General features: G+C 65.0%; 21 protein-coding genes. 13 read left to right on the top strand and 8 right to left on the bottom strand.

The genetic code is table 11. The features are described from left to right. Positions 1 to 14 precede the first annotated feature (14 nt). Entirely contained in the window at positions 15 to 1,280 is a 1,266-nt protein-coding gene (lysA, locus tag BRA1253DRAFT_RS20045) for a diaminopimelate decarboxylase (protein WP_007597329.1), read from the top strand. A 57-nt stretch (positions 1,281 to 1,337) separates the two neighbouring features. On the opposite strand, the gene BRA1253DRAFT_RS20040 is transcribed toward lysA, so the two are convergent. After that, positions 1,338 to 1,856 carry an SRPBCC family protein gene (locus BRA1253DRAFT_RS20040; protein ID WP_007597327.1) on the bottom strand — a complete coding sequence of 173 codons (519 nt, stop codon included), beginning with the start codon at positions 1,854 to 1,856 and terminating at the stop codon, positions 1,338 to 1,340. 179 nt (positions 1,857 to 2,035) lie between these two features. On the opposite strand from BRA1253DRAFT_RS20040, the gene BRA1253DRAFT_RS20035 reads away from it, so the two are divergent. Continuing rightward, positions 2,036 to 2,734 carry a helix-turn-helix domain-containing protein gene (locus BRA1253DRAFT_RS20035; protein ID WP_007597325.1) on the top strand — a complete coding sequence of 233 codons (699 nt, stop codon included), beginning with the start codon at positions 2,036 to 2,038 and terminating at the stop codon, positions 2,732 to 2,734. Between the two features lie 134 nt (positions 2,735 to 2,868). After that, on the top strand, positions 2,869 to 3,195 hold the full coding sequence (locus tag BRA1253DRAFT_RS20030; RefSeq protein ID WP_007597323.1) for a DUF1330 domain-containing protein: 327 nt from the start codon (positions 2,869 to 2,871) through the stop codon (positions 3,193 to 3,195). A 401-nt stretch (positions 3,196 to 3,596) separates the two neighbouring features. Here the strand turns inward: BRA1253DRAFT_RS20030 and BRA1253DRAFT_RS20020 are convergent, their stop codons facing one another. Next, positions 3,597 to 4,493 (bottom strand): NAD(P)-dependent oxidoreductase, encoded by an 897-nt coding sequence (locus BRA1253DRAFT_RS20020; RefSeq protein WP_007597319.1) that lies wholly within the window; start codon positions 4,491 to 4,493, stop codon positions 3,597 to 3,599. Positions 4,494 to 4,715: 222 nt separating this feature from the next. Then, a complete protein-coding gene (locus BRA1253DRAFT_RS20015) occupies positions 4,716 to 5,099 on the bottom strand; it encodes a carboxymuconolactone decarboxylase family protein (protein ID WP_007597318.1) in 384 nt (127 codons plus the stop codon). 177 nt (positions 5,100 to 5,276) lie between these two features. On the opposite strand from BRA1253DRAFT_RS20015, the gene BRA1253DRAFT_RS20010 reads away from it, so the two are divergent. Then, complete coding sequence (locus tag BRA1253DRAFT_RS20010) at positions 5,277 to 7,223, top strand: TIGR02302 family protein (protein WP_007597316.1); 1,947 nt, start codon at positions 5,277 to 5,279, stop codon at positions 7,221 to 7,223. Further along, positions 7,211 to 8,371 (top strand): DUF4175 family protein, encoded by a 1,161-nt coding sequence (locus BRA1253DRAFT_RS20005; protein ID WP_007597314.1) that lies wholly within the window; start codon positions 7,211 to 7,213, stop codon positions 8,369 to 8,371. The genes BRA1253DRAFT_RS20010 and BRA1253DRAFT_RS20005 overlap by 13 nt, the downstream gene beginning before the upstream one ends. A gap of 103 nt (positions 8,372 to 8,474) precedes the next feature. On the opposite strand, the gene BRA1253DRAFT_RS20000 is transcribed toward BRA1253DRAFT_RS20005, so the two are convergent. Both BRA1253DRAFT_RS20000 and BRA1253DRAFT_RS19995 read right to left on the bottom strand, forming a co-directional pair. After that, positions 8,475 to 8,849, bottom strand: a complete 375-nt coding sequence (locus BRA1253DRAFT_RS20000) for a response regulator (RefSeq protein WP_007597312.1) — start codon at positions 8,847 to 8,849, stop codon at positions 8,475 to 8,477. Between the two features lie 27 nt (positions 8,850 to 8,876). Next, positions 8,877 to 9,758, bottom strand: a complete 882-nt coding sequence (locus tag BRA1253DRAFT_RS19995; protein ID WP_007597311.1) for an MJ0042-type zinc finger domain-containing protein — start codon at positions 9,756 to 9,758, stop codon at positions 8,877 to 8,879. A gap of 191 nt (positions 9,759 to 9,949) precedes the next feature. On the opposite strand from BRA1253DRAFT_RS19995, the gene ftsE reads away from it, so the two are divergent. From ftsE to BRA1253DRAFT_RS19975, 4 genes are all read left to right on the top strand, one after another. Next, positions 9,950 to 10,609, top strand: coding sequence for a cell division ATP-binding protein FtsE (gene ftsE, locus BRA1253DRAFT_RS19990; RefSeq protein ID WP_007597309.1), 660 nt, complete (start codon positions 9,950 to 9,952; stop codon positions 10,607 to 10,609). Continuing rightward, positions 10,602 to 11,570, top strand: coding sequence for an ABC transporter permease (locus tag BRA1253DRAFT_RS19985; RefSeq protein ID WP_007597308.1), 969 nt, complete (start codon positions 10,602 to 10,604; stop codon positions 11,568 to 11,570). Before ftsE ends, BRA1253DRAFT_RS19985 begins: the two co-directional genes overlap by 8 nt. Before the next feature lie 73 nt (positions 11,571 to 11,643). Then, positions 11,644 to 12,348 (top strand): YdcF family protein, encoded by a 705-nt coding sequence (locus BRA1253DRAFT_RS19980; protein ID WP_007597307.1) that lies wholly within the window; start codon positions 11,644 to 11,646, stop codon positions 12,346 to 12,348. Positions 12,349 to 12,370: 22 nt separating this feature from the next. Further along, positions 12,371 to 13,144, top strand: a complete 774-nt coding sequence (locus BRA1253DRAFT_RS19975; RefSeq protein WP_007597306.1) for a 1-acyl-sn-glycerol-3-phosphate acyltransferase — start codon at positions 12,371 to 12,373, stop codon at positions 13,142 to 13,144. Here BRA1253DRAFT_RS19975 and BRA1253DRAFT_RS19970 read toward each other — a convergent pair. Next, positions 13,141 to 13,752, bottom strand: a complete 612-nt coding sequence (locus BRA1253DRAFT_RS19970) for a gamma-glutamylcyclotransferase (protein WP_007597305.1) — start codon at positions 13,750 to 13,752, stop codon at positions 13,141 to 13,143. The two genes, BRA1253DRAFT_RS19975 and BRA1253DRAFT_RS19970, sit on opposite strands and share 4 nt — an antisense overlap. A 110-nt stretch (positions 13,753 to 13,862) precedes the next feature. Here BRA1253DRAFT_RS19970 and BRA1253DRAFT_RS19965 point away from each other — a divergent pair, with 110 nt between their 5' ends. The 4 genes from BRA1253DRAFT_RS19965 (at position 13,863) to BRA1253DRAFT_RS19950 (ending at position 18,903) form a co-directional block, all read left to right on the top strand. After that, positions 13,863 to 15,047, top strand: coding sequence for a DUF2125 domain-containing protein (locus tag BRA1253DRAFT_RS19965; RefSeq protein ID WP_007597304.1), 1,185 nt, complete (start codon positions 13,863 to 13,865; stop codon positions 15,045 to 15,047). Between the two features lie 239 nt (positions 15,048 to 15,286). Beyond that, positions 15,287 to 16,630 (top strand): GDSL-type esterase/lipase family protein, encoded by a 1,344-nt coding sequence (locus BRA1253DRAFT_RS19960; RefSeq protein ID WP_007597303.1) that lies wholly within the window; start codon positions 15,287 to 15,289, stop codon positions 16,628 to 16,630. Between the two features lie 190 nt (positions 16,631 to 16,820). Then, the gene (locus tag BRA1253DRAFT_RS19955; RefSeq protein ID WP_007597301.1) at positions 16,821 to 17,048 is read left to right on the top strand and encodes a hypothetical protein; all 228 of its coding nucleotides are present in this window, start codon (positions 16,821 to 16,823) and stop codon (positions 17,046 to 17,048) included. A gap of 286 nt (positions 17,049 to 17,334) precedes the next feature. Further along, a complete protein-coding gene (locus BRA1253DRAFT_RS19950) occupies positions 17,335 to 18,903 on the top strand; it encodes a hypothetical protein (RefSeq protein WP_007597299.1) in 1,569 nt (522 codons plus the stop codon). 114 nt (positions 18,904 to 19,017) lie between these two features. Here the strand turns inward: BRA1253DRAFT_RS19950 and BRA1253DRAFT_RS19945 are convergent, their stop codons facing one another. Next, positions 19,018 to 19,956: a prephenate/arogenate dehydrogenase family protein gene (locus BRA1253DRAFT_RS19945; RefSeq protein WP_007597298.1), complete on the bottom strand. Its 939-nt coding sequence runs from the start codon at positions 19,954 to 19,956 to the stop codon at positions 19,018 to 19,020. Beyond that, a complete protein-coding gene (hisC, locus tag BRA1253DRAFT_RS19940; RefSeq protein WP_007597297.1) occupies positions 19,953 to 21,047 on the bottom strand; it encodes a histidinol-phosphate transaminase in 1,095 nt (364 codons plus the stop codon). Before hisC ends, BRA1253DRAFT_RS19945 begins: the two co-directional genes overlap by 4 nt. Positions 21,048 to 21,049: the final 2 nt, after the last annotated feature.

Genomic DNA, 21,049 nt, shown 5'->3' with positions numbered 1-21,049 from the left:
ACTGAGCCAACGCCATGAACCATTTTGAGTATCGCAACGGCGTGCTGCACGCCGAGGCGGTGAATCTGTCCGAGCTGGCCGCAACCGTCGGCACGCCGTTCTATTGCTATTCGACCGCGACGCTCGAGCGGCACTATCGGGTTTTCACCGACGCTTTCGCCGGCGAGAAGGTGCTGGTCTGCTACGCCATGAAGGCGAATTCCAACCAGTCGGTACTGCGCACGCTGGCCAGGCTCGGCGCCGGCGCGGACGTGGTCTCCGGCGGCGAATTGAAGCGCGCGCTGGCCGCCGGCATTCCCGCCAATAAGATCCTGTTCTCCGGCGTCGGCAAGACGGAAGCCGAGCTGCGCGCCGCGCTGGCCGCCGACATCCTCTGCCTCAACGTCGAATCCGAGCCCGAGCTCGAGCTGCTGTCGCGCCTTGCGACCGAGACGGGCAAGACCGCGCGGATCTCGATCCGTGTCAATCCTGACGTCGATGCCGGCACGCATGCAAAGATCTCGACCGGCAAGTCCGAGAACAAGTTCGGCATCCCGATTACGCATGCCCGCGAGGTCTATGCCCGCGCCGCGAAGCTGCCGGGCATCGAGGTCACAGGCACCGACGTGCATATCGGCAGCCAGATCACTGACCTCTCCAAGATGGAGATCGCGTTCCGCATCCTCTCCGAATTCGTGCAGACGCTGCGCGCCGACGGCCACAACATCTCGCATGTGGATTTCGGCGGCGGCCTCGGCATTCCCTATTACATGGACCGCGAGGCGCCGCCGGCGCCCGACGCCTATGCCGCCATGGTCAAGCGCGTCAGCCACAATCTCGGCTGCACGCTGATGTTCGAGCCGGGGCGCATGATCGTCGGCAATGCCGGCATTCTGGTCGCCAAGGTGATCTATGTGAAGCACGGTGACGGCAAGAATTTCGTCATCATCGACGCCGCCATGAACGATCTGATCCGTCCGACGCTGTACGAGGCCCATCACGACATTCTGCCGGTGACGCAGCCTGCGAAGGGGGCCGCGACCATCATGGCCGACGTCGTCGGCCCGGTCTGCGAGACCGGCGACTACCTCGCGCTCGACCGCACGCTGCCGACGCCAAAGCCCGGCGACCTGATCGCCATCATGACCGCCGGCGCCTATGGCGCGGTGCAGGCCGGCACCTACAATACGAGGCCGCTGGTGCCCGAGGTGCTGGTGAAGGGCGACCAGTACGCCGTCGTGCGTCCGCGCATCGAGGTCGAGCAACTGATCGCGATGGATACGCCGGCGCCGTGGTTGTGAGTGTGTGATTGTCCACGATGAGCGCAGCTGCCGCTGCGCCCATCTCGGCATTGACACCTACTTCTTGAACCGGTCCCTGATCGCGGCGAGGCCGGAATCATAGACGCCGCCGAGGGCATCGACCGCTTCCTTCTCCCGCCCCGGGTCGGGCGTGTAGATGCCGGTCCATGTCACCACCGACGCGCCTTCACCCTTTGCCGTGACCTTGATGGTCGACTTGTACTGGCTCACCGGCAATGGGCTCGACAGAAACGCGTAGGAATAGCTGTAGTCTTTGTCGTTCCGCGCAGTCTGCGTCTCCACGAACGAAGCCTTGCCGTCCCTGGTGACGAGCGTCCTGGTTGGCGGCGACTTGCCGTCCGCAATGCACTGCCCCACCGGCGGCAGCCAATCCTTGATCGCGCAGAACGGGCCGATGACGGACCACACCTCGGCCGCAGCACTGCTGACCTCGATGCTCCTCGTCAGATTGGCTGCGGACGCCGGCATGACGCCGACGCCCAGGCCGAGGGTGCAAATCGCGGCGCTGCGAACCGAAACGAGCAATCTGGAAGCCGCTGAATCGTATTTCTTCATGGTAATCTCCTGTGTCCGGGGCCGTAATTGCGGCGGCCGGCTTGCCAATGCCGGTCGAATAGACGCTCACCACGGTCCGCGGCCAGTTCAGAGAATGAATCGCTGCTGATACAGAAACTGAACTAGGAAGCCGCGCGCCGCGGCCCTAAGGTTGCCCTTCGCTTGTCACGGAGGCCCGCATGACCATCGGCAGCTACAGGCAGTTCTGTCCGGTCGCGATGGCGGCCGAGATATTATGCACGCGCTGGACCGTCGTACTGCTACGTGAACTCGTCGCCGGCTCGACCCGGTTCAACGAGTTGCGCCGCGGCGTTCCCCGCATGTCGCCTGCGCTGCTTTCCCAGCGCCTGAAGGAACTCGAAGCCGCAGGCATCGTCATCCGCCAGCCGTCGACCTCCGAGCGCGGCGTGATCGAGTATCAGCTGACCGCCGCCGGACGCGAACTCGGCCCCATCGTCGAGGCGTTCGGCATCTGGGGCCAGCGCCGCATCGAGTCGCATCTGTCGCTTCAGCATCTCGATGTCCAGCTGTTGATGTGGGACATGCGGCGGAATCTGAACACGACCCCGATGCCGACCCGCCGCAGCGTGCTGCAGTTCGCCTATCCGGAAATGCCTTCGACGCAGCGATTGTGGTGGCTGATCGTCGATCCCGACGACGGCGTCGACCTCTGCTCGATTGATCCCGGTTTCGACGTCGACCTTTACGTGTCGGTTGATCTGCGCACCATGACGGCGATCTGGATGGGACTCGATACCGTGCGCGCGGCCGTCGCAAGCCGGCGGATGCTGCTCACCGGCGACCGGCAGCTTGCCGCGGCCATGCAAAGCTGGCTGGGCCTCAGCCCGTTCGCCAAGGAACGCAAGCTGGCGAGCTGATCCAGGGCGGCGCAATTCAGTATTTGTATCGCCCCGCTACAGTTCCCGTACTGGCGAGCCCGCGCCGTGTTCTGGCACCCAAATGATGCCCGCCTGTATCAACGCGGAGCTGAACTCGAGCCAGGAGACACGACATGACAGCGTATCTGATCGCGGACATCAAAGTGACTGACGGAAAGTGGGTGCCGGACTACGCAGCGTCCGTCCACGAGTTGGTGCACAAGCATGGCGGCAAGTATCTTTCCCGCAGCGGCAATGTGAAAACCATTGAAGGTGCCCCTCTCGACACATCGCTGATCGCGATCATGTCGTTTCCAACCGCGAAGGCAGCGGAGTCCTTCGTCGCTGATCCCGCCTACGGCCGCTTCGCGGCAGCGCGCAGGGGCGGCAGCGAGAGCCGCTTCCAGTTGATCGACGATACGGACTTGGCCGGCACGATCCCCTATCTCGCCAAGGCTTGAACTGCGTCTTCGTCAAACACTCGGCCGCAGGCGCAGACGTGCCCGGCCAACACAGGAGATTGGAATGAACGGTTCACTCGCCGGCGCTGGCCTGCTTCGCATGCTTTTCGTAGCTTGCAGCGTGGCCTTCCTGCTCGGACTTTCCGGCGTCGCGTCGGCCCGGGTCACGCGGTGCGACATCACGTGGGTCAGCTGCAACAACACCTCTGCGAAATGCTCGAGCGAGAGACGGTGCATGCGCAGGTGCGACGAGAAGTACATCAAATGCAGCGGGGGCTCGGCCTCCCTGCAACTGGAGCAGCCGATCGACCTTCCGGACCTTGGCAGACGCCGCACGTAGCAGATCGATCCAAGGAGGACAGCGCAGCGCCGGTCGTCGGCGCTGCGTTCTCGTGTTGGCGCTAGCTGGGTGGCCTGCCGCCAACCACGACGCCCGCCTTCTTCTCGATCGGCTTGATCGCCGCGGTGAAATCGGACTCGGCGCCTTCCGCGCTGATGACCGCCTCCCACAAGCGGCCGACCGCATCCGCGACCTCCATCGACAGGCCGAGCTGCTTCATCTCCTCCAGCGCCAGCCGCACGTCCTTCACCATCAGTCCCGTGGCGAAGCCGAAGTCGAAGCTGCGCGGCAGCACAGCGCGCGGAAACTTGTCGCGGCTCGCGGTGTTCATGCCGGAGCCGGCATTGATGACGTCGATCATCACGGCAGGATCGAGCCCTGCCTTGACGCCCATCACCACCGCTTCCGAGGTCGCCACGATCGCGGTGGCGGACAAGAAGTTGTTGGCGAGCTTCATGGTCTGCGCCGCGCCGGGCTTCTCGCCGATGAAGAACACCTTTCCGATGATGTCGAGCGCGGGCTTGAGCAGTTCGAACTCGGTCTTCGGCCCCGAGACCATCACTGCGAGCGTGCCTTTCTCGGCGCCGCCGACGCCGCCGGAGACGGGGCAGTCGATCTGCACGATGTCATGCTTGGCGAGCAGGCCGTGAATCTTCACCGCCATCGCCGAGCCGACGGTGGAGAGATCGATGAAGCGTTTGACGCGGCTCCCCTCGATCACGCCGTTCGGCCCCGTCGCAACCGCGAGCGACGCCTGCAGCGAAGGCAGGCTCGCCATGACCGTCTCGACCTGGTCAGCGACCTCCTTCGGCGACGTCGCCGCAGTGGCGCCGCGCGCCACCAGCTTGTCGACGGCCTCCCGGCGCGTGTCGAACACGACGAGCCGGTTGCCGGCTTCGATCAGCCGTCGCGCCATCGGGAAACCCATGTTTCCGAGGCCGATGAATCCGATGTCCATGGTGTTTCCTTGTGTTGAATGTTCGTTGTTGTTGATCGCGCGCATCCATCCTCGGTGTCGTCCTGGCGAAAGCCAGGACCCATTACCCCAGGGAGAGGTTGTGGCGCGAAGTGGCAACTCCGAGTCCCCCTAACCACACCTGCCGGGGGCTATGGGTCCTGGCTTTCGCCAGGACGACGTGGGAGAGGGACGTCGCGTCCCCGTCCCTCACGCCGGCACCGCTCACGCCTTGCCGTCGATCTCCGCGAACACCTCGCGCGCGATCCGAAAACTGTCGACCGCAGCCGGCATGCCGCCATAGATTGCGACCTGCATCAGGATCTCGCGGATCTCGTCGCGGCTGACACCGTTGGTGAGGGCGCCCTTCAGATGCGCGCGGAATTCGTGCTGACGATTGAGGATCGCGATCATCGCGATGTTGAGCATGCTGCGGGTCTTGCGCGGCAGCTCCTCGCGGCCCCACACGGTGCCCCAGCAATATTCGTTGAGCATCTCCTGGAACGGACGGTTGAAATCGTCGACGGTCTTCAGGGCGTTGTTGACATAGGCCTCGCCCAGCACCGCTTTGCGGACTTCCAGGCCCTTGTCATGCATCTTCTTGTCCATGGCGTTTCCTTTGCTTCTCTTGCGTTTTTCTTGGCTGGCGGCGCGGAAATTACGGGGTTGCGGCGGGTCAGTCACGTACTCGTGTTATGCGGGAAAAGGGGTGTCTCCCGTACAGGAACGGATGCCTCAGTGCTGCCGTTGTGGTACGCTTCTCTACCGGGCAACCTGGAGAGTTGATTGAACGGCGTCACCCCCGACCCGTCAGACCCGATCCGCGATGGCGACGCTCTGTCGCGGCTGAAGCTGGCGCAAGGCCTGCAGCGGGCCACTTATGCCATCGCGTGGGAGCGTGCCTGGCCGAATTTGGCGCGGCTTCTCACTGTCGTCGGCCTGTTCGTTGTGGTGTCCTGGGCCGGCCTCTGGCTGGCGCTGCCCTTCATTGCCCGCGCTATCGGGCTCGTGGTTTTCGCCGGCATCGCGATTGCCGTCCTGTTCCCGTTGAGTCGCTTTCGCTGGCCGAGCCGCGAGGAGGCGCTGGCCCGGCTCGACCGCGGCTCCGGCATCCGTCATCGGCCGGCCACCACGCTGACGGACACGCTGAGCTCGCAGGACCCGGTTGCGCAGGCATTGTGGCGGGCGCAGCGTGAGCGCACGTTGGCTTCGATCAAGCGCATCCGCGCCGGTCTGCCGAGGCCCCGGCTCGCTCTGCATGATCCCTGGGCGCTGCGCGCGCTGGTCATGGTGATGCTGGTTGCGACGTTCTTCGCCGCCGGCGACGAGCGTGCGATGCGGCTCGGAGCCGCCTTCCACTTGAACGGCATGCTGGCCCCGGCGAATGTTCGCGTCGATGCCTGGGTCACGCCGCCGCTCTACACCGGCAAGCCTCCGGTCATCCTGTCGGCCGCGAACAAGGAGGCCGCGGCGCTGCCGGCCAGCGGCCCGCTTGCCGTTCCCGCTGGTTCGACCCTGATCGTTCGCTCCTCCGGCGGCAGCCTGGATGTTGCCGTCTCCGGCGGCCTCAAGGAGGTCGCGCCTACCGAAGCTGCGCCCAAGGGCACCAACGAGAAGCATTTTACCATCAGCGGCGACGGCACCGCGCATGTCCGTGCGCCCTCTGGCCAGCCGCAATGGGCGTTTGCGGCAACGCCGGATCGTGCGCCGACGATCGCGCTGGCCAAGGATCCCGAGCGCCAGGCCCGTGGCGGACTCCAGCTCACCTACAAGGTCGAGGACGATTACGGCGTCACCGGCGCCGACGCACAAATCGGCCTGCGTCCCGCCGACGCCAAAGATGGTGTCAAGGATGGCAGCAAGGAGGCCGACACCAAGGCTGCCGCGCGGCCGCTATTCCAGCCTCCGCAATTCCCGCTCGTGCTGCCGAATGCGCGCACCCGCAACGGCGTCGGCCAGACGGTGAAGGATCTCAGCGAGGATCCCTATGCCGGCGCCGATGTCACGCTGACCCTCACCGCCAAGGACGAGGCCGGCAACGAGGCCCGGAGCGAGCCCTTCAACATGCGCCTGCCCGAGCGACTGTTCACCAACTCGCTCGCGCGCGCGCTGGTCGAACAGCGCCGCATCCTCGCGCTCGACGCCAACAAGAATTCGGATGTCTACGCCGCGCTCGACGCGCTGATGATCGCGCCCGAATTGTTCACGCCGGATGCGGGCTGCTATCTCGGCCTGCGCAGCCTGGCGCTGCAGCTGGAAGCCGCCCGCACCGACGACGCGCTGCGCGATGTGGTGGGAAGCATGTGGGCGTTCGCGGTCACCATCGAGGACGACGGTGTCGCCGGCAGCGTCAACGCCGCGCTGCGCTCGGCCCAGGACGCGCTCAAGCGGGCGCTGGAACGCGGCGCCAGCGAGGACGAGATCAAGGCGCTGACGCAAAAGCTTCGCGAGGCGATGGCCGGCAAGGTGCGCGATCTCGCCCGGCGCGCCGAGCAGAATCCGCTTGGACCGCGGCAGCCTTTCCCGGCAGAGGTTCAGCTCATCCTCGACAAGTCTGTCGAGCTGAAACAAAAGACCCAGAACGCCACGACCGAGCAGCTCGAAGAGCTGGCGAAGCAGCAGGACGCGTTGCGCGAGCAGCTTCAGGCCTATCGCAAGTCGGCGAACAACCGGGCGAAGCCGGGCAACGACGGTGCCAACCAGTCGACGCGAGACCGTAAATGCGGAAGCTAGCACGCGTGCCAGTCTTGAAGGCGATCTCGATCGCCTGCCTCGCCTTCCTGTTGGGAGGCGTCTCGCCCGTGGCTGCCCAGCAGGATCAGGATGTCGATGCCCTGCTCGATGGCGCTGAAAAGGCGATGCAGGATTCCGGCGACAGCCTCAGGCAGAAGGAATCCGGCAAGAGCCTCAACAATCAATCCGATGCGATTCAGAAGCTCGAGGACTACAAGCGCGCGACGGAAAAGAGCCAATCCTCCAATCGCGATCGTTCCGTCATCACGCAGCGCGACCTCGACGAATTGCTGAAGCAAATCGAGAAGGCGGCGCGCGAAGGCAACAAAGAAGCGGCTCAGCGCATGCTCGAGCAGCTCGCGCAGATCATGGAAAATCTCCAGATGGCGCAGCCCGGGCAATCCGGCGACAGCGACATGGAGCAGGCGCTCAACGAGCTCAGCGACATGATCCGCAAGCAGCAGCAATTGCGCGACAAGACTTTCAAGCAGGGCCAGGATTCCCGGCGTGAGCGCTCGCGCGGCAAGCAGCAGGGCGACCAGTCGATGTCGGACCTCCAGCAGGATCAGCAGTCGCTGCGGGATCGCCTGAAGAAGCTGCAGGACGAACTCGCCAAGCGCGGCCTCACGCAGAAGGGGCAAAAGGGCCAGAAGAGCCAGGGCCAGAAGGGGCAAAAGGGTCAGCAGGGCGAGCAGGGACAGCCGGGCCAGGATGGCGATCAGGACGGCGACCAGGGCGATGACGACGGCAGTCTGGACGCCGCCGACGGGGCCATGGGCGATGCCGGCTCGCAGCTCGGCGAAGGCAATTCGGATGGTGCCGTGGACGCGCAGGGGAAAGCGCTCGAGGCCTTGCGCAAGGGCGCGCAGAAGATGGCCGAGGCGATGCAGCAGGGCGATGGCGACGGGCAGGGCGATGGTCCCGGCAACCGGCCTGGCCGCCAGCAGAGCGGCGGCAATCAGACCGATCCGCTCGGCCGCCCCCTTCACGGCCGCGATCTGAGCGACGACTACACGGTCAAGATCCCCGGCGAGATCGACGCCCAGCGCGTCCGGCGCATCCTCGAGGAGCTCCGCCGCCGCTTGGGGGATAGCTCGCGCCCGCAGATCGAACTCGACTACATCGAGCGGCTGCTGAAGGATTTTTGAGGCTGTCGCAGCTTTCGTGGCCCGGATGAGCGAAGCGATATCCGGGGCCGCCGGTCCCGCATGTCGCTGCGCTCATGCGGGCTACAAGCTACGACCCCGCCTGCTACCCCTTCTTCGCCGCCAGCGCATCCGCGACCGCCGTGCGGATGTCGGCGACCGAGAACGGCTTGGTCACGACGTCATGCACCAGCGCATTGAGATTCGAGGCGCGCTCGCGCTGGTCGGCAAAGCCGGTCATCAGCAGAATGGTCAAATCGGGGAAATCGCGTGCGACGGAAAGCGCCAGCGCGATGCCATCCATCACCGGCATCTGGATGTCGGTGAGCAGCAGGTCGAACTGGCCGCCCGCCCGGGTCAGGATCTCCAGCGCCTCGGCGCCGTCTTGTGCGGTGACGATCTCGTGCCCGTCCATCGCGATGGCGCGTGCCACCAGCTGGCGCATCGAATCCTCGTCGTCGGCGATCAGGATTTTGGACATGAGACGAACCTTGACCTGCGAAATCGATTATACGCTGCCGCCGGCGATGTCGCGCCGGTTGAAGAAGCGAACGTCGATATTGCGGCCCTCCGGGGGCGGCGAGGCCAGGCGCGAGCGGAAGAAGGCGCGCTCGCCGGGCTGTAGCACGGTCTGTTCCAGAACGGTGTTCCAGGCGTAGATTTCCGCGCCTTGCGCGTCGCGCACCGCGAAGCGCAACCGGGGAATGTCGAGCGGCTTCTTGCCCTGGCCCACGATCACGCCCTCGATCACCAGCACCTGCTTACCGTCCACGGTCTCGCTGGAGAGCTTGACGTCCTTGAAGGCCAGTGCGCGCAGGTTAACTTCGAGGCCGACCATCCTGTAGAAGGCGGCCGTCTGCGGCAGCAGTCGCACCATATCGCCGCGCCAGATCACCAGCGCCAGCACTAGCGCGCCCATGGCGGCGCAGGCGGTTGGCAGGCCGAAATGGGATTTTCGCGGGGCCGCGGTGGCGACTTGACGGCGCACTCGGGCGCCGCGGCGACGGCCGAACAGGCCTTGGAACCAGGACTGGTGCTGTTCGCCGACGACTTCCTCCTCGACGGACCGGGCAGCCGCCGACCATTCGTCTTCGGTGTCGCTGGTCTCCTGGTCCGGCCAGTCGCTGGCGATCGAGGGGCTGTCAACGACAGGCGCGTCAGCTGCGCCGTCGTCCTGGGCAAATGAGTTCCACTGCTCGGCGAGATCGGACTGGTCGTCGGCCCGGCTGGCTGCGGCCATGGCCGGGACAGATGCCTCCTCGATGGCATCCTCGGCATGGGCGACCCAGGTTTCCTTGCAACGGGAACAGCGCACGGTCCGGCCGTTCGCCCCAAGGCTCGCGGGCTTGATGGCGTAGGATGTCGTACAATGAGGGCAGACGATATGCATGGACGAGCCTTGATGCATGGACAAGTCTTGACGGTGACACGGTCGCGGAGAACCGAGAGGGAAAGATGCTACCAATTATGCTACAGGACGACCGTTAACGAACCGGAAACCATAACGGCCGCAAAACCCGTTGATCGCGCGGAGCGGAGCACAGCCGTGCGGCCCGCGGTCTCTCTCGAACGGAGCTGAGCTTGGTTCGGTTCGAAAATGTCGGATTGCGTTACGGCCTGGGGTCCGAGGTCCTGCGCGACCTCAACTTCCAGATCCCGGCGCATTCTTTCCAGTTTCTCACTGGCCCGTCCGGCGCCGGCAAGACCTCATTGCTGCGCCTGTTGTTCCTCTCGCATCGACCGACGCGGGGCCTCGTCAATCTGTTCGGTCACGACATCTCGCAGCTCGGCAAGGACGAAATCGCAAACTTGCGCAAGCGCATCGGTATCGTGCTCCAGGATTTCCGCCTGCTCGACCACATGACGACCTATGAGAACGTCGCGCTGCCGTTCCGCGTCATGGGCCGCAGCGAATCGAGCTACCGCAAGGAGGTCATCGACCTCCTGAAATGGGTCGGGCTCGGCGAACGCATGGACGCGCTGCCGCCGATCCTGTCCGGCGGCGAGAAGCAGCGCGCGGCGATCGCGCGCGCGGTGATCTCGCGACCGCAACTGCTGCTGGCCGACGAGCCGACCGGCAGCGTCGATCCGACGCTCGGTCGCCGCCTGCTGCGGCTGTTCATCGAGCTCAACAAGTCAGGCACCGCCGTCATCATCGCCACCCACGATATCGCCCTGATGGACCAGTACGAGGCGCGACGCTTCGTGCTGCACCAGGGACGGCTGCACGTCTATGAATAGGCCCGACGAGCGCGGCGTGCTGGTCGATCTCGGACAGGAGGGGCCGCCGCTTCCGGCTAGGGCGCGCAACATGTCGCCGATCGTGCCGCGCGCCTCGATCCACGGCCGCGCGCTGGTCGCCGTCGTCGCCATCATGACCTTCCTGGCGTCGATGACGACCGGCACGGTGCTACTGGTGAGCGCCTCCGCCGCCGAATGGCAGTCGGATGTCGCGAGCGAGATCACCATTCAGGTCCGCCCGCAGACGGGCCGCGATCTCGAACGCGACACCGCGGCGGTGACCGAGGCCATGCGCGCGCAAGCCGGCATCGTCGAGGTCAAGCCGTTCACGAAGGACGAGAGCGGCAAGCTGCTCGAGCCCTGGCTCGGCACCGGCCTGTCGATGGACGATCTGCCGGTGCCGCGCATGATCATCGCGCGCGTGCAGCCCGGCACGGCGCTTGATCTCGGCGCCTTGCGCGCCCGCGTGACCCAGGTGGCGCCAAGCGCCAGCGTCGACGATCACCGCGCCTGGATCGAGCGCATGCGCTCGATGACCAACGCCACAGTGCTCGCCGGCCTCGGCATCCTCGCGCTCGTCATCGTCGCCACCATCATCTCGGTGTCGTTCGCGACCCGCGGCGCCATGGCGGCGAACCGTCCGATCGTCGAGGTGCTGCATTTCGTCGGCGCCGGCGACCGCTACATCGCCAACCGCTTCCTGCGTCATTTCCTCAGGCTGGGGCTGGAGGGCGGCGTGATCGGCGGCGGCGCCGCCATGCTGGTGTTCGGCTTCTCCGAGTCGATTGCAGGCTGGTTTTCCGGCACCCCCGTCGGCGACCAGTTCGCCGCGCTGCTCGGCACCTTCTCGCTGCGGCCGTCCGGCTACATCGTGCTCGCGGTGCAGGCCGTGCTGATCGGCGCCATCACCGCGGTCGCCTCGCGCCAGACGCTGTTCGCGACGCTGAATGATGTCGATTGAGGCCGACAAACCGGACTCCACTTCGCCTCAAAACGTCCTAAAATCACCTCTGGGAAGGGATCACCGACATCGCATGACCGCGCCGACCGACGATCGATCGCCGAAACTGCCGCGCGGCTGGCTGCGCGCGGCCGTGATGTCGACGATCGCGCTCGCCTTCGTTGGCGCGGCGGCGGGCTTCATCGCGTTTCTGTCGCAATTGCGCGGCGCCGAAATCGCGCCGGACCGCAAGGCGGACGGCATCGTGGTGCTGACCGGCGGCTCCTCGCGGGTGTCGGATGCGATGGAGCTGCTCGCTGCAGGTTACGGCAGGAGGCTCCTGATCTCCGGCGTGCACCCGACCTCGACGGCGAGCGACATCTCCCGGACGCTGCCGGAGAACCAGTCCTTCATGCGTTGCTGCGTCGATCTCGACCGCACCGCGGTCTCGACCCGCGGCAATGCCGCGGAAGCGCGGCGCTGGGCCGCGGGGCGCGGCTTCAAATCGCTGATCGTGGTCACCTCGAACTATCACATGCCGCGCGCGCTGGTGGAATTCTCGCATGCGATGCCGGAGACGACACTGATCCCGTTCGTGGTGGTCGGCGACAAATGGCGCGAGGAGCCGTGGTGGACCTCAGCGTCCACCTTGCGGCTGCTGCTGTCGGAATATGTCAAGTACATCGCGGCCGAGCTCAGGGTGCGGCTGGAGGATTTCGGGATTGACCTTTCGCCCGAGATGTCGGAGCAGCCTTCCGGGCTGCAGCCGAAGCGGCCCGCCACCGCACAGGCCAATTGATCGGCAATTGATCGGATCCTCGATGTTCTTGATTTTCCTGCGATCGCTCGTGTTCAACGTGCTGTTCTACACCGTGCTGGTGTGCCTCGCGATCGTGGCGCTGCCGACCTTCGCATTGCCGCCGCGCGCCATGCTCACGGTCGCGAAATGGTGGGCGAAGGCGACGCTGTTCCTGATGCGGGCGGTCTGCAACATCAAGGTGGAATTCCGCGGCCTCGACAAGATTCCGACGGGACCATTGGTCGTCGTGGCGAAGCACCAGTCGTTCTGGGAGACGTTCGTCTTGCCGGGCTTCTTCGACCGTCCGATTTTCATCCTCAAGCGTCAGCTCATGCAGATCCCGGTGTTCGGTCAATTCCTGGTCAAGACAGGGATGATCGCGATCGACCGCAACGCCGGCGTCAAGGCGCTGCTGGACATGACGCGGCGGGCGCGTGAGGCGGTGCGCAGCGGCGGGCAGCTCGTGATCTTTCCCGAAGGCACGCGCCGCGCCCCAGGCGCGCCACCGGACTACAAGAGCGGCTTCGCGCAGATCTATTCGTCCTGCGGCGCGCCGTGCCTGCCGATCGCGCTCAATTCCGGCCTGTTCTGGCCGCGCCGCACCTTCATGCGCTATCCCGGCACGCTGGTGGTGGAGTTTCTCGATCCGCTGCCGCCGGGCTTGCCCAAGGACGAGTATCTTTCCCGTGTGCAAACGGCGATCGAAGACGCGACCGGCCGCCTGGTCGAAGCGGGTCGCAAGGAGCAGGAGCAGCTGATCGGCTCGGCGCCGAGCTATGCGCCGTCGGAGAGCTAGCGGTTTTCCCGATCGTCCACCGGAGCCGGCGCGTGCTGAGAATGCGCATCACCATGCAGCATCATGGCAAGCTGATGCAATGGCGCATCGCGAAAACCTTCGGCCTCGATCGCCTTCACCGTCGCGGTCACGTAGTCGCGGTTGGCGCCCGACTGGCCGTGGCCCTGGAGCACGTGCCGATGCTGGTCGGTGAGCGACAGCCGGCCGGCATATTGCACATGGCCACGGTCGACGACATAGGCGAGCGCGGAGACGCGCTGCCGTGCGTCGTTCTCCAGCCACACCGAGCGCATGACTTCGCGATAGACCGACGTCACCTGCTCGCGCGCGCGCAAATAGGCAACGACATCGGCGCGTTTCTTTTCGGCGACGCGGAAGGCGATGCCGCGGCAGGCGCCGCCGCGGTCGAGGCCGAGCACCAGACCCGGCTTCTCCGGCGTGCCACGGTGGACGAAGGAATAGACACAGAGCGCGCGATGCTCGCCGACCAGCCGCGCCGGGACGCGCTCCTCGAATTCGAAGCCCGGCCGCCACATCAGCGAGCCGTAGCCGAACACCCAGAGGTCGCCTTTGGCAGTGGTGACGGAGGGGAGGGTGATTTCCGACATTTCGGGCACGGCTACCAGAACCGCGCCCCCAAGCGAAGCGAATTCTCCGCCTTTCGTCGCAGACTTACCTCGCTTACATTTGACAAAATCAGGGATCAAAGGGTCGCCGCATGTCCGATATGACCGTTGCCGCAGGCCGGCGCTCCCGTTGGGGCCTTTTCATCGCCCCTGTCATCCTCCTGATCCTCGCGGTGGCGTGGAGCGGCTTCTGGTTCTATGCGGCGTCGCAGGCCGAAATCGCCGCCGACGCCTGGCGCGCGCAGGAGGCCAAATCCGGGCGCATCTATGATTGCGCCAAGCGCTCGATCGCGGGCTTCCCCTTCCGCTTCGAGGTCCAGTGTTCCGGCGCCAGCGTCGCCCTGGTGTCGCAGAACGCCAGCAAGACGCCGTTCACGGCGAAGCTCGACAACATCCTGGTCGTCGCCCAAGTCTACGACCCCAAGCGCGTCATTGCCGAGTTCACCGCACCCGCGACGCTCACTGACGGCGTCACGCAAAGCACCTTCGTCGTGAACTGGAGCAAGGGTCGCAGCAGTGTCGTCGGCCTGCCCGCCGTGCCGGAGCGCGCCTCCATCGTGTTCGAGGATCCCACCGTCAATCGCGTCGACGGCAGCGTGCAGGTGCCGCTCGCGCGCGCGAAACAGGTCGAGCTGCATGGACGCCTCGCGGATGGATCGCCGTCAGATCATCCCGTGATCGAGACCGTGCTGCAGATCGCGCAGGGCAGCATCCAGGGCGTTCATCCGCTGCTCGCCGAGCCGTTCGAAGCCGATACGCGGGCGAAGATCACCGGACTGTCCGACCTCAGGCCAAAGCCGTGGCCGCAGCGCTTCCGCGAGATCCAGGCCGCCGGCGGCCATATCGAGATCGTGCAGTCCCGGATCCAGCAGGGCGAGATGATCGCGGTTGCGGCCGGCACGCTCGGGCTCTCGGCGAACGGCCGTCTCGACGGCGAACTGCAGATGACGGTGACGGGCCTCGAGCGCGTGATCCCCGCGCTCGGCATCGAGAAGATGCTGGAGGAGGGAGTGCCGCAGGCAACCCTCGATCGCGTCGCGCCCGGCGTGAAGTCGCAGGACCTGAACAATCTGTTCGGCGCGCTCGACCGCGCCGTTCCCGGCCTCGGCAAGGTCATCAAGCAGAACGCCAATGCCGGCGTTGCCGCCGGCATCAATTCGATCGGCACCGAGAGCACGCTGGAAGGCAAGAAAGCTCGCAGCTTCCCGCTGAAGTTCGTCGACGGCGCCGTGCTGCTCGGCCCGGTCAAGGTCGGTCAGATCCCGTCGCTTTATTAGTTCGTGAATTCATCAATCTGCCGGGCGGACAGCTCGGTCCGCCTGACGCTTCCGAAGCTGTGAACAGATCGCTTCCGAAGGGCGTCTTGTCGTCGCCGGTGACGCAACCTGCGAGGTCCTCTCCTGCGTCGGGCGAGGAGTGCGTCAGCGCGTCTGGACAGGAGACGTTCTGCCGCCCTATTGAAGACCAACTGACGGCTCTAAGGTCGCGCCCAATTATCTGGGGTTCGGGGGAAACAATGCACGCGTTGAATTGTCTCGTGGCAGCATCGCTGCTCGTCGCCTCGCTTCAGACCGCAACCGCCAAGAATGGCGAGCATTGGGTGGTGTCCTGGACGGGCGCGGTTCAGGGCCCATACCCCGTCGGCAATCCGTCTGCCCAGCCCGAACAGAAATTCGCGTTTCCCGAGCCTGCGGCCGGTGCGCGGGATCAGACCTTTCGTCTGATCGTGCGACCGGATATCTGGGGCCGTCAGGCCCGCATCCGGCTCAGCAACGCCTTCGGCACCAAGCCAGTCACGTTTGACGGCGTTTTCGTCGGCCTGCAATCGGGCAGTGCCGCGTTGATCCGCGGCTCCAACACTCCGGTGACGTTCGCCGGCACGGCTTCCGTTACGGTGTCACCGGGGAATTCGGTCTGGAGCGATGCGATCGCGCTGCCGTTTGCAAAGCGGCCTGATGACCTCGCCGGCCGCCGGCTTGCGGTCAGTTTTCATGTTGCCGGCCAGAGCGGTCCGATGACCTGGCACGCCAAGGCGCTGACCACCTCCTATGTCAGTGCGCCCGGCGCCGGCGCGAAGGGCGCCCTCGAAGACGAGGCTTCCTTCCCCTATGCGACTGCGTCGTGGTTCTTTCTCGATGCGATCGAGATGACTGCGCCTTCCGATGCCTTTGCCGTCATGGCGTTTGGGGATTCGATTACCGACGGGACCGCTTCAACCATGAATGGCGACGATCGCTGGCCCAACGTGCTGTCGCGTCGCCTGAAGGCGGTCTACGGCAACAAGGTCGCCGTCGTGAACGGCGGCATCGGTGGCAACCAAATCGCAGGCCCCGCCGAATATGGTCCCGACAAACCGTACGCGGGCGGCCCCGCTTCGGGCCAGCGGCTCGATCGCGACGTGCTGTCGCTGTCCGGCATATCGAGCCTGATCTGGCTGGAAGGCATCAACGATTTCAGCAAGAACGGCAATTTTACCGCCGACCAGGTCATCGCCGCGATGAAGGACGGCGTCGCGAGGCTACGCGCAAAATGGCCACAAGCCCGGATCATTGGCGCCACCGTCGTTTCGGCACTGGGCAGCACCAGCGCGGCACATGGTTTTCCCGAGCAGGATGACAAGCGCAAGGCGCTCAACGCATTTATCCGTAGCTCGGGGACATTCGACGGCGTGATAGATTTTGATCGTGCGACGCTCGATCCGGCCTCGGGTGGCCTCAAGCCGGAGTTCGTTCCCGAAAGCACGACCGGCGGCGCCGGCGACAAGCTTCATCCCAACCGCACCGGATATCTGGCGATGGGACAGGCCATCGACCTCGATCTGTTCAAGCCGGGAAAGTTTGATCGCAGCGCGAAGCAGTAGGATGAATTCAGAGTTGCCTGTCTCCATTCATCGCCCTCAGCTGTCGTAACTCCCTCCATGCAGGTTACGAGCTGAACTCACGGCCGCTTCGCCGGATCGTGATGACCCGCCGGGAATGCGGAGCCGCAAAGTCCGCTCTCTCTCCATGTCGGCCGCACGTTGAGGCGGTCGCCCAGGCAGGAGAGATATCATGACGAAGTCCAGGCTGTTCATTGCCGCTATCGCCATCTCGACCACGCTCGCGACGCCCGCGTTCGCGCAGTGGGAATGGCAGTCGCAGGAGCCGGCCGCATACGCCTCGATGTATCCTAATGGTGATCGCAACATCTCGAATCCCACGACGCGGGAGACGATGGCATTCGTCCCCTCGCGGAAATCACCGCGCCCCACGGTGATGCGCGCGACCAAGGGCAAATAGTCGCCATCCACCACTTGCCCGTCGCGAACTGGGCCTGGTCATGCCCCGGCCGGGCCCAATGCGCATTACCTTGAACGTGGCCTTGGACAATCGCGACAGTCGCGCGTGCGGATCGGGGGCCAACGAAAATATTCCGAACAGGATCGTCAGGAAAACGTAATGCAGAAGATGCACCTCGCCGCGAATAACCGCAGCCGCATTCAAATCACTCCACACCAGGGAAGCATGCAGGCGCCGGAGACGGCGCGCGGAATCCAATCCGCTTCCCAAATGGAGGAAGCTTCAAGTGCGGATCATCAATTGCGGACTGATGCTGGGTATTCTCGCTGCCTGTTCAGGGCAGGCGCGTGCCGACGACAATGTCACAACCGAAATCCAGTCGCTGAAGGCGAAGCTGAAGGAGCTCCAGCAGCGCGTGGACTCTGAGGCGCGCAAGACGCGGCAGGTTGAAGCGCAGGCGAAGGCCGTTCAGTTACCGGCAAGTTACAAGGTGCTCGCCGCCGATCCATGTGCGGCCGGCAAGGTCTGCTACAAGGGCGTGACGTTGACATTCGGAGGCTGGGTCGATCTCACCGGCATCTACCGCTCACGCAATCTCGCTTCCGATACCGGCTCGGTCTACAACTTCATCCCCTATCAGCAGAGCCACAATTTCAACATCCCGGAAACGCGCTTCTCCGCGCGCCAGAGCAGGTTCTCGGTGTTGGCCGAAGGCAATGCCGATGCCGACACGCACCTCGCTGGTTACGGCGAGATCGATTTCGAAGGTGCGGCTCAGACGGCGAACTCGGTGGCGACCAACTCATTCAATCCGCGCATGCGGCAGCTCAGCCTGGAACTGGACCGCACCGATCTCGGTCTTCACTTCCTCGCCGGGCAATCCTGGTCGCTCAACGCGCCGACCAAGTCGGGCATCGATCCTCGCGGCGTCGATGCGCCCGGCGTGATCGACTTCGAATCCGTCCCGGGATTTCTTGCGGCACGGCAGCCCGGGCTGCGCGTCTGGCAGGACATCGGACCGGAGTTCAAGCTGGCTGCGTCGGTCGAGAATGCCCAGACCGCGTTCTTCGGCGGCAACGTCCCGGCTGTCGGCACACCCGCCATTGGACCCCAGGGCGTGCTGAACCCGAACCTTCAGGTCAATCTGACCGGTCCCGGCGGCAGCTTCTTCAACAACCTCAACAATGTCAGTCTGAATCAGGTGCCCGACGTCACCGTCAAGGCAGCCTGGGACCCACGGCTCGGGCCCACCAAGCTGCATGTCGAGGCGTGGGCGCTCTACCGCCAGCTGTTCGATCGCTTCAACAACGCCAACCACACCTACGACACCGGAAGCTTCGGGGGACACATCTTCGCCGAACTGATTCCGAAAACCCTCGATCTTCAGCTCTATGGCTCGCACGGCGTGCTGGGCCGCTTCACGGCTACGCCGTTCCCCGACGCGGCGGTGGCGCAGGACGGCACCATCCTCCCGCTGACGATCACGGCGGCCGCCGTCGGCCTGATCTGGCACGCGACGCCCAGCCTCGATGTCTACTCCTATGCAGGCCTCGAAAAGGCCAAGGCGAATTTCGCCAATGTTGGAACGGTGCCCTTCGGCTACGGCAATCCGCTCTACAACAACACCGGCTGCTTGACCGAGAATTCGCCGGCCGCGACCTGCAACGGCAACACCAGGGAGGTCCGGCAGATCACGGCGGGAATCTACGACACAATCTACCAGGGCAATTACGGCACGCTCAAAGCCGGCCTGCAATATTCCTACACGCAGCGGTTCGCGTTCGCCGGCGTCGGCGGCGCCCCGAAGACGGACGACAACGTGGTCATGACGCAGATCCGCTACTATCCGTTCTAGTCATGGAGCCACGCGGGCTCGTAGCCCGGATGGAGCGAAGCGCAATCCGGGAATCTTGCCTCAAGCGACGGAGGTCCCGGATTACGCTTGCGCTCCATCCGGGCTACTTCAGTGCTACGGCTTGTTGCCGAGCTGCGCATGCGGCCGGCCGAAGTCGGGCGCCGCCGAATCCTGGCCGATCTCGACAATGCCGCGGCGGATGGCGCGGGTGCGGGTGAAGTGGTCGAACAGCGCCTCGCCGTCGCCGCGGCGGATCGCGCGGGTGAGCTTTGCCAGATCCTCGGTGAAGGTGCCGAGCATCTCCAGCACGGCTTCCTTGTTGGCGAGGAAGACGTCGCGCCACATCGTCGGATCGGAGGCGGCGATGCGGGTGAAATCGCGAAAGCCGCCGGCGGAGAACTTGATGACCTCGGACTCCGTCACCTGCGCCAGCTCGTCGGCGGTGCCGACGATGGTGTAGGCGATCAGATGCGGCAGATGGCTGGTGATCGCGAGCACGAGATCATGATGATCCGGCGTCATGATTTCGACCTTGGCACCCATCGCCGCCCAGAACGCACGCAGGCGATCGGTGGCAGCCGCATCGACGCCCTCCGGTGGGGTGAGGATGCACCAGCGGTTGATGAAGAGCTCGGCGAAGCCCGAATCGGGACCCGAATGCTCGGTGCCTGCGACGGGATGCGCCGGCACGAAATGGATGCCTTTCGGCAGATGCGGCGCCATATCCCTGACGATGGCGCCCTTGACCGAGCCGACGTCGGAGATGATCGCGCCGGGCTTGAGATAGGCGGCGATTTCCTGCGCCACCGGCCCGCAGGCGCCGACGGGAATGCAGAGGATGACGAGATCGGCATCCTTCACCGCTTCTGCATTGGTCGCCACGACCTGATCGACGATGCCGAGCTCCATCACGCGTGCGCGCGTCTTCTCCGAGCGCGCGGTGGTGACGATCTCGCCAGCCAAGCCCTGGAGCTTCGCAGCGCGCGCGATCGAGCCGCCGATCAAGCCGAAGCCGATCAGCGCGACGCGCTGGAAGTGCGGGGTCGCGCTCATGTTCCGGCCATGAAGTCGCGCAGGCCCTCGACGACGAGGCGGTTGGCCTCCTCGGTGCCGATGGTCATGCGCAACGAATGCGGCAGGCCGTAGTTCTTCAAGCCGCGCAGCACCAGCCCGCGCTTGGTGAGGAAGGCGTCGGCGGCGTCCGAGGTCTTGCCCTCGGTCGGGAAGTGGATCAGCACGAAATTGGCGACGCTCGGCGTCACCTTCAGGCCGAGCTTGCCGATCTCTTCGGTCAGCCAGTTGCGCCAGGTCTCGGTGAACTGCTTCGACATCGCCTGATGCGCGGTGTCCTCGATCGCGGCAACGGCAGCGTACATCGCCGGCGTCGACACGTTGAAGGGACCGCGGATGCGGTTGACCGCGTCGATGATGTGTTCGGGGCCGAACATCCAGCCGATCCGCAGCGCCGCAAGACCATGGATCTTGGAGAACGTGTGGGTCACGACCGTGTTCTCGGTGGTCGCCACCAGCTCGATCCCCATCTCGTAATCGTTGCGCGAGACGTAGTCGCAATAGGCTGCGTCCAGCACCAGCAGCACGTGCGAGGGCAGGCCGGCGCGCAGGCGCTTGACCTCGTCGAACGGCAGATAGGTGCCGGTCGGGTTGTTGGGGTTGGCGAGCCAGACCAGTTTTGTGCGCGGCGTGACGGCTTTCAGGATGGCGTCTACATCCGCGGTGAGGTTCTTCTCCGCCGCGACGACGTTCCTGGCGCCGACCGCCATGGTTGCGATCGGGTAGACCAGGAAGCCGTGCGTGGTCGAGATCGCCTCGTCGCCATGGCTGAGATAGGCGTGGGCGAGCAGATTGAGGATCTCGTCCGAGCCGGCGCCGCAGATGATGCGGTTGGGGTCGAGCCCGAAGGTGCGCCCGATCGCTTCGCGCAGCACGCGCGAGGTCCCTTCCGGATAGTCTTCCAGGTGATCCGCCACGTTCTTGAACGCCTCGATCGCCTTCGGCGAGGGCCCGAACGGCGTCTCGTTGGCCGAGAGCTTGAACACCTTGCGACCGGGCTCCGCCACCGGAGTCTTGCCGGGCGTATAGGGCGCAATATCGAGAATGCCGGGATTCGGCACTGGGCGGGACATCT

This window comes from Bradyrhizobium sp. WSM1253 (genome assembly GCF_000244935.1).
Lineage (GTDB): Bacteria > Pseudomonadota > Alphaproteobacteria > Rhizobiales > Xanthobacteraceae > Bradyrhizobium > Bradyrhizobium canariense.
This window is presented reverse-complemented; position numbering and strand designations above follow the sequence as displayed.

Coding starts and splice junctions, on each gene's coding strand:
- BRA1253DRAFT_RS19975 (WP_007597306.1), top strand. CDS start 12,371: ATGTTCTTGATTTTCCTGCGATCGCTCGTGTTCAACGTGCTGTTCTAC.
- BRA1253DRAFT_RS19955 (WP_007597301.1), top strand. CDS start 16,821: ATGACGAAGTCCAGGCTGTTCATTGCCGCTATCGCCATCTCGACCACG.
- BRA1253DRAFT_RS19965 (WP_007597304.1), top strand. CDS start 13,863: ATGTCCGATATGACCGTTGCCGCAGGCCGGCGCTCCCGTTGGGGCCTT.
- BRA1253DRAFT_RS19970 (WP_007597305.1), bottom strand. CDS start 13,752: ATGTCGGAAATCACCCTCCCCTCCGTCACCACTGCCAAAGGCGACCTC.
- BRA1253DRAFT_RS19985 (WP_007597308.1), top strand. CDS start 10,602: ATGAATAGGCCCGACGAGCGCGGCGTGCTGGTCGATCTCGGACAGGAG.
- lysA (WP_007597329.1), top strand. CDS start 15: ATGAACCATTTTGAGTATCGCAACGGCGTGCTGCACGCCGAGGCGGTG.
- BRA1253DRAFT_RS19945 (WP_007597298.1), bottom strand. CDS start 19,956: ATGAGCGCGACCCCGCACTTCCAGCGCGTCGCGCTGATCGGCTTCGGC.
- BRA1253DRAFT_RS20040 (WP_007597327.1), bottom strand. CDS start 1,856: ATGAAGAAATACGATTCAGCGGCTTCCAGATTGCTCGTTTCGGTTCGC.
- BRA1253DRAFT_RS20020 (WP_007597319.1), bottom strand. CDS start 4,493: ATGGACATCGGATTCATCGGCCTCGGAAACATGGGTTTCCCGATGGCG.
- BRA1253DRAFT_RS20030 (WP_007597323.1), top strand. CDS start 2,869: ATGACAGCGTATCTGATCGCGGACATCAAAGTGACTGACGGAAAGTGG.
- BRA1253DRAFT_RS19995 (WP_007597311.1), bottom strand. CDS start 9,758: ATGCATATCGTCTGCCCTCATTGTACGACATCCTACGCCATCAAGCCC.
- BRA1253DRAFT_RS20015 (WP_007597318.1), bottom strand. CDS start 5,099: ATGGACAAGAAGATGCATGACAAGGGCCTGGAAGTCCGCAAAGCGGTG.
- BRA1253DRAFT_RS20005 (WP_007597314.1), top strand. CDS start 7,211: ATGCGGAAGCTAGCACGCGTGCCAGTCTTGAAGGCGATCTCGATCGCC.
- hisC (WP_007597297.1), bottom strand. CDS start 21,047: ATGTCCCGCCCAGTGCCGAATCCCGGCATTCTCGATATTGCGCCCTAT.
- BRA1253DRAFT_RS19980 (WP_007597307.1), top strand. CDS start 11,644: ATGACCGCGCCGACCGACGATCGATCGCCGAAACTGCCGCGCGGCTGG.
- BRA1253DRAFT_RS19960 (WP_007597303.1), top strand. CDS start 15,287: ATGCACGCGTTGAATTGTCTCGTGGCAGCATCGCTGCTCGTCGCCTCG.
- BRA1253DRAFT_RS20035 (WP_007597325.1), top strand. CDS start 2,036: ATGACCATCGGCAGCTACAGGCAGTTCTGTCCGGTCGCGATGGCGGCC.
- BRA1253DRAFT_RS20000 (WP_007597312.1), bottom strand. CDS start 8,849: ATGTCCAAAATCCTGATCGCCGACGACGAGGATTCGATGCGCCAGCTG.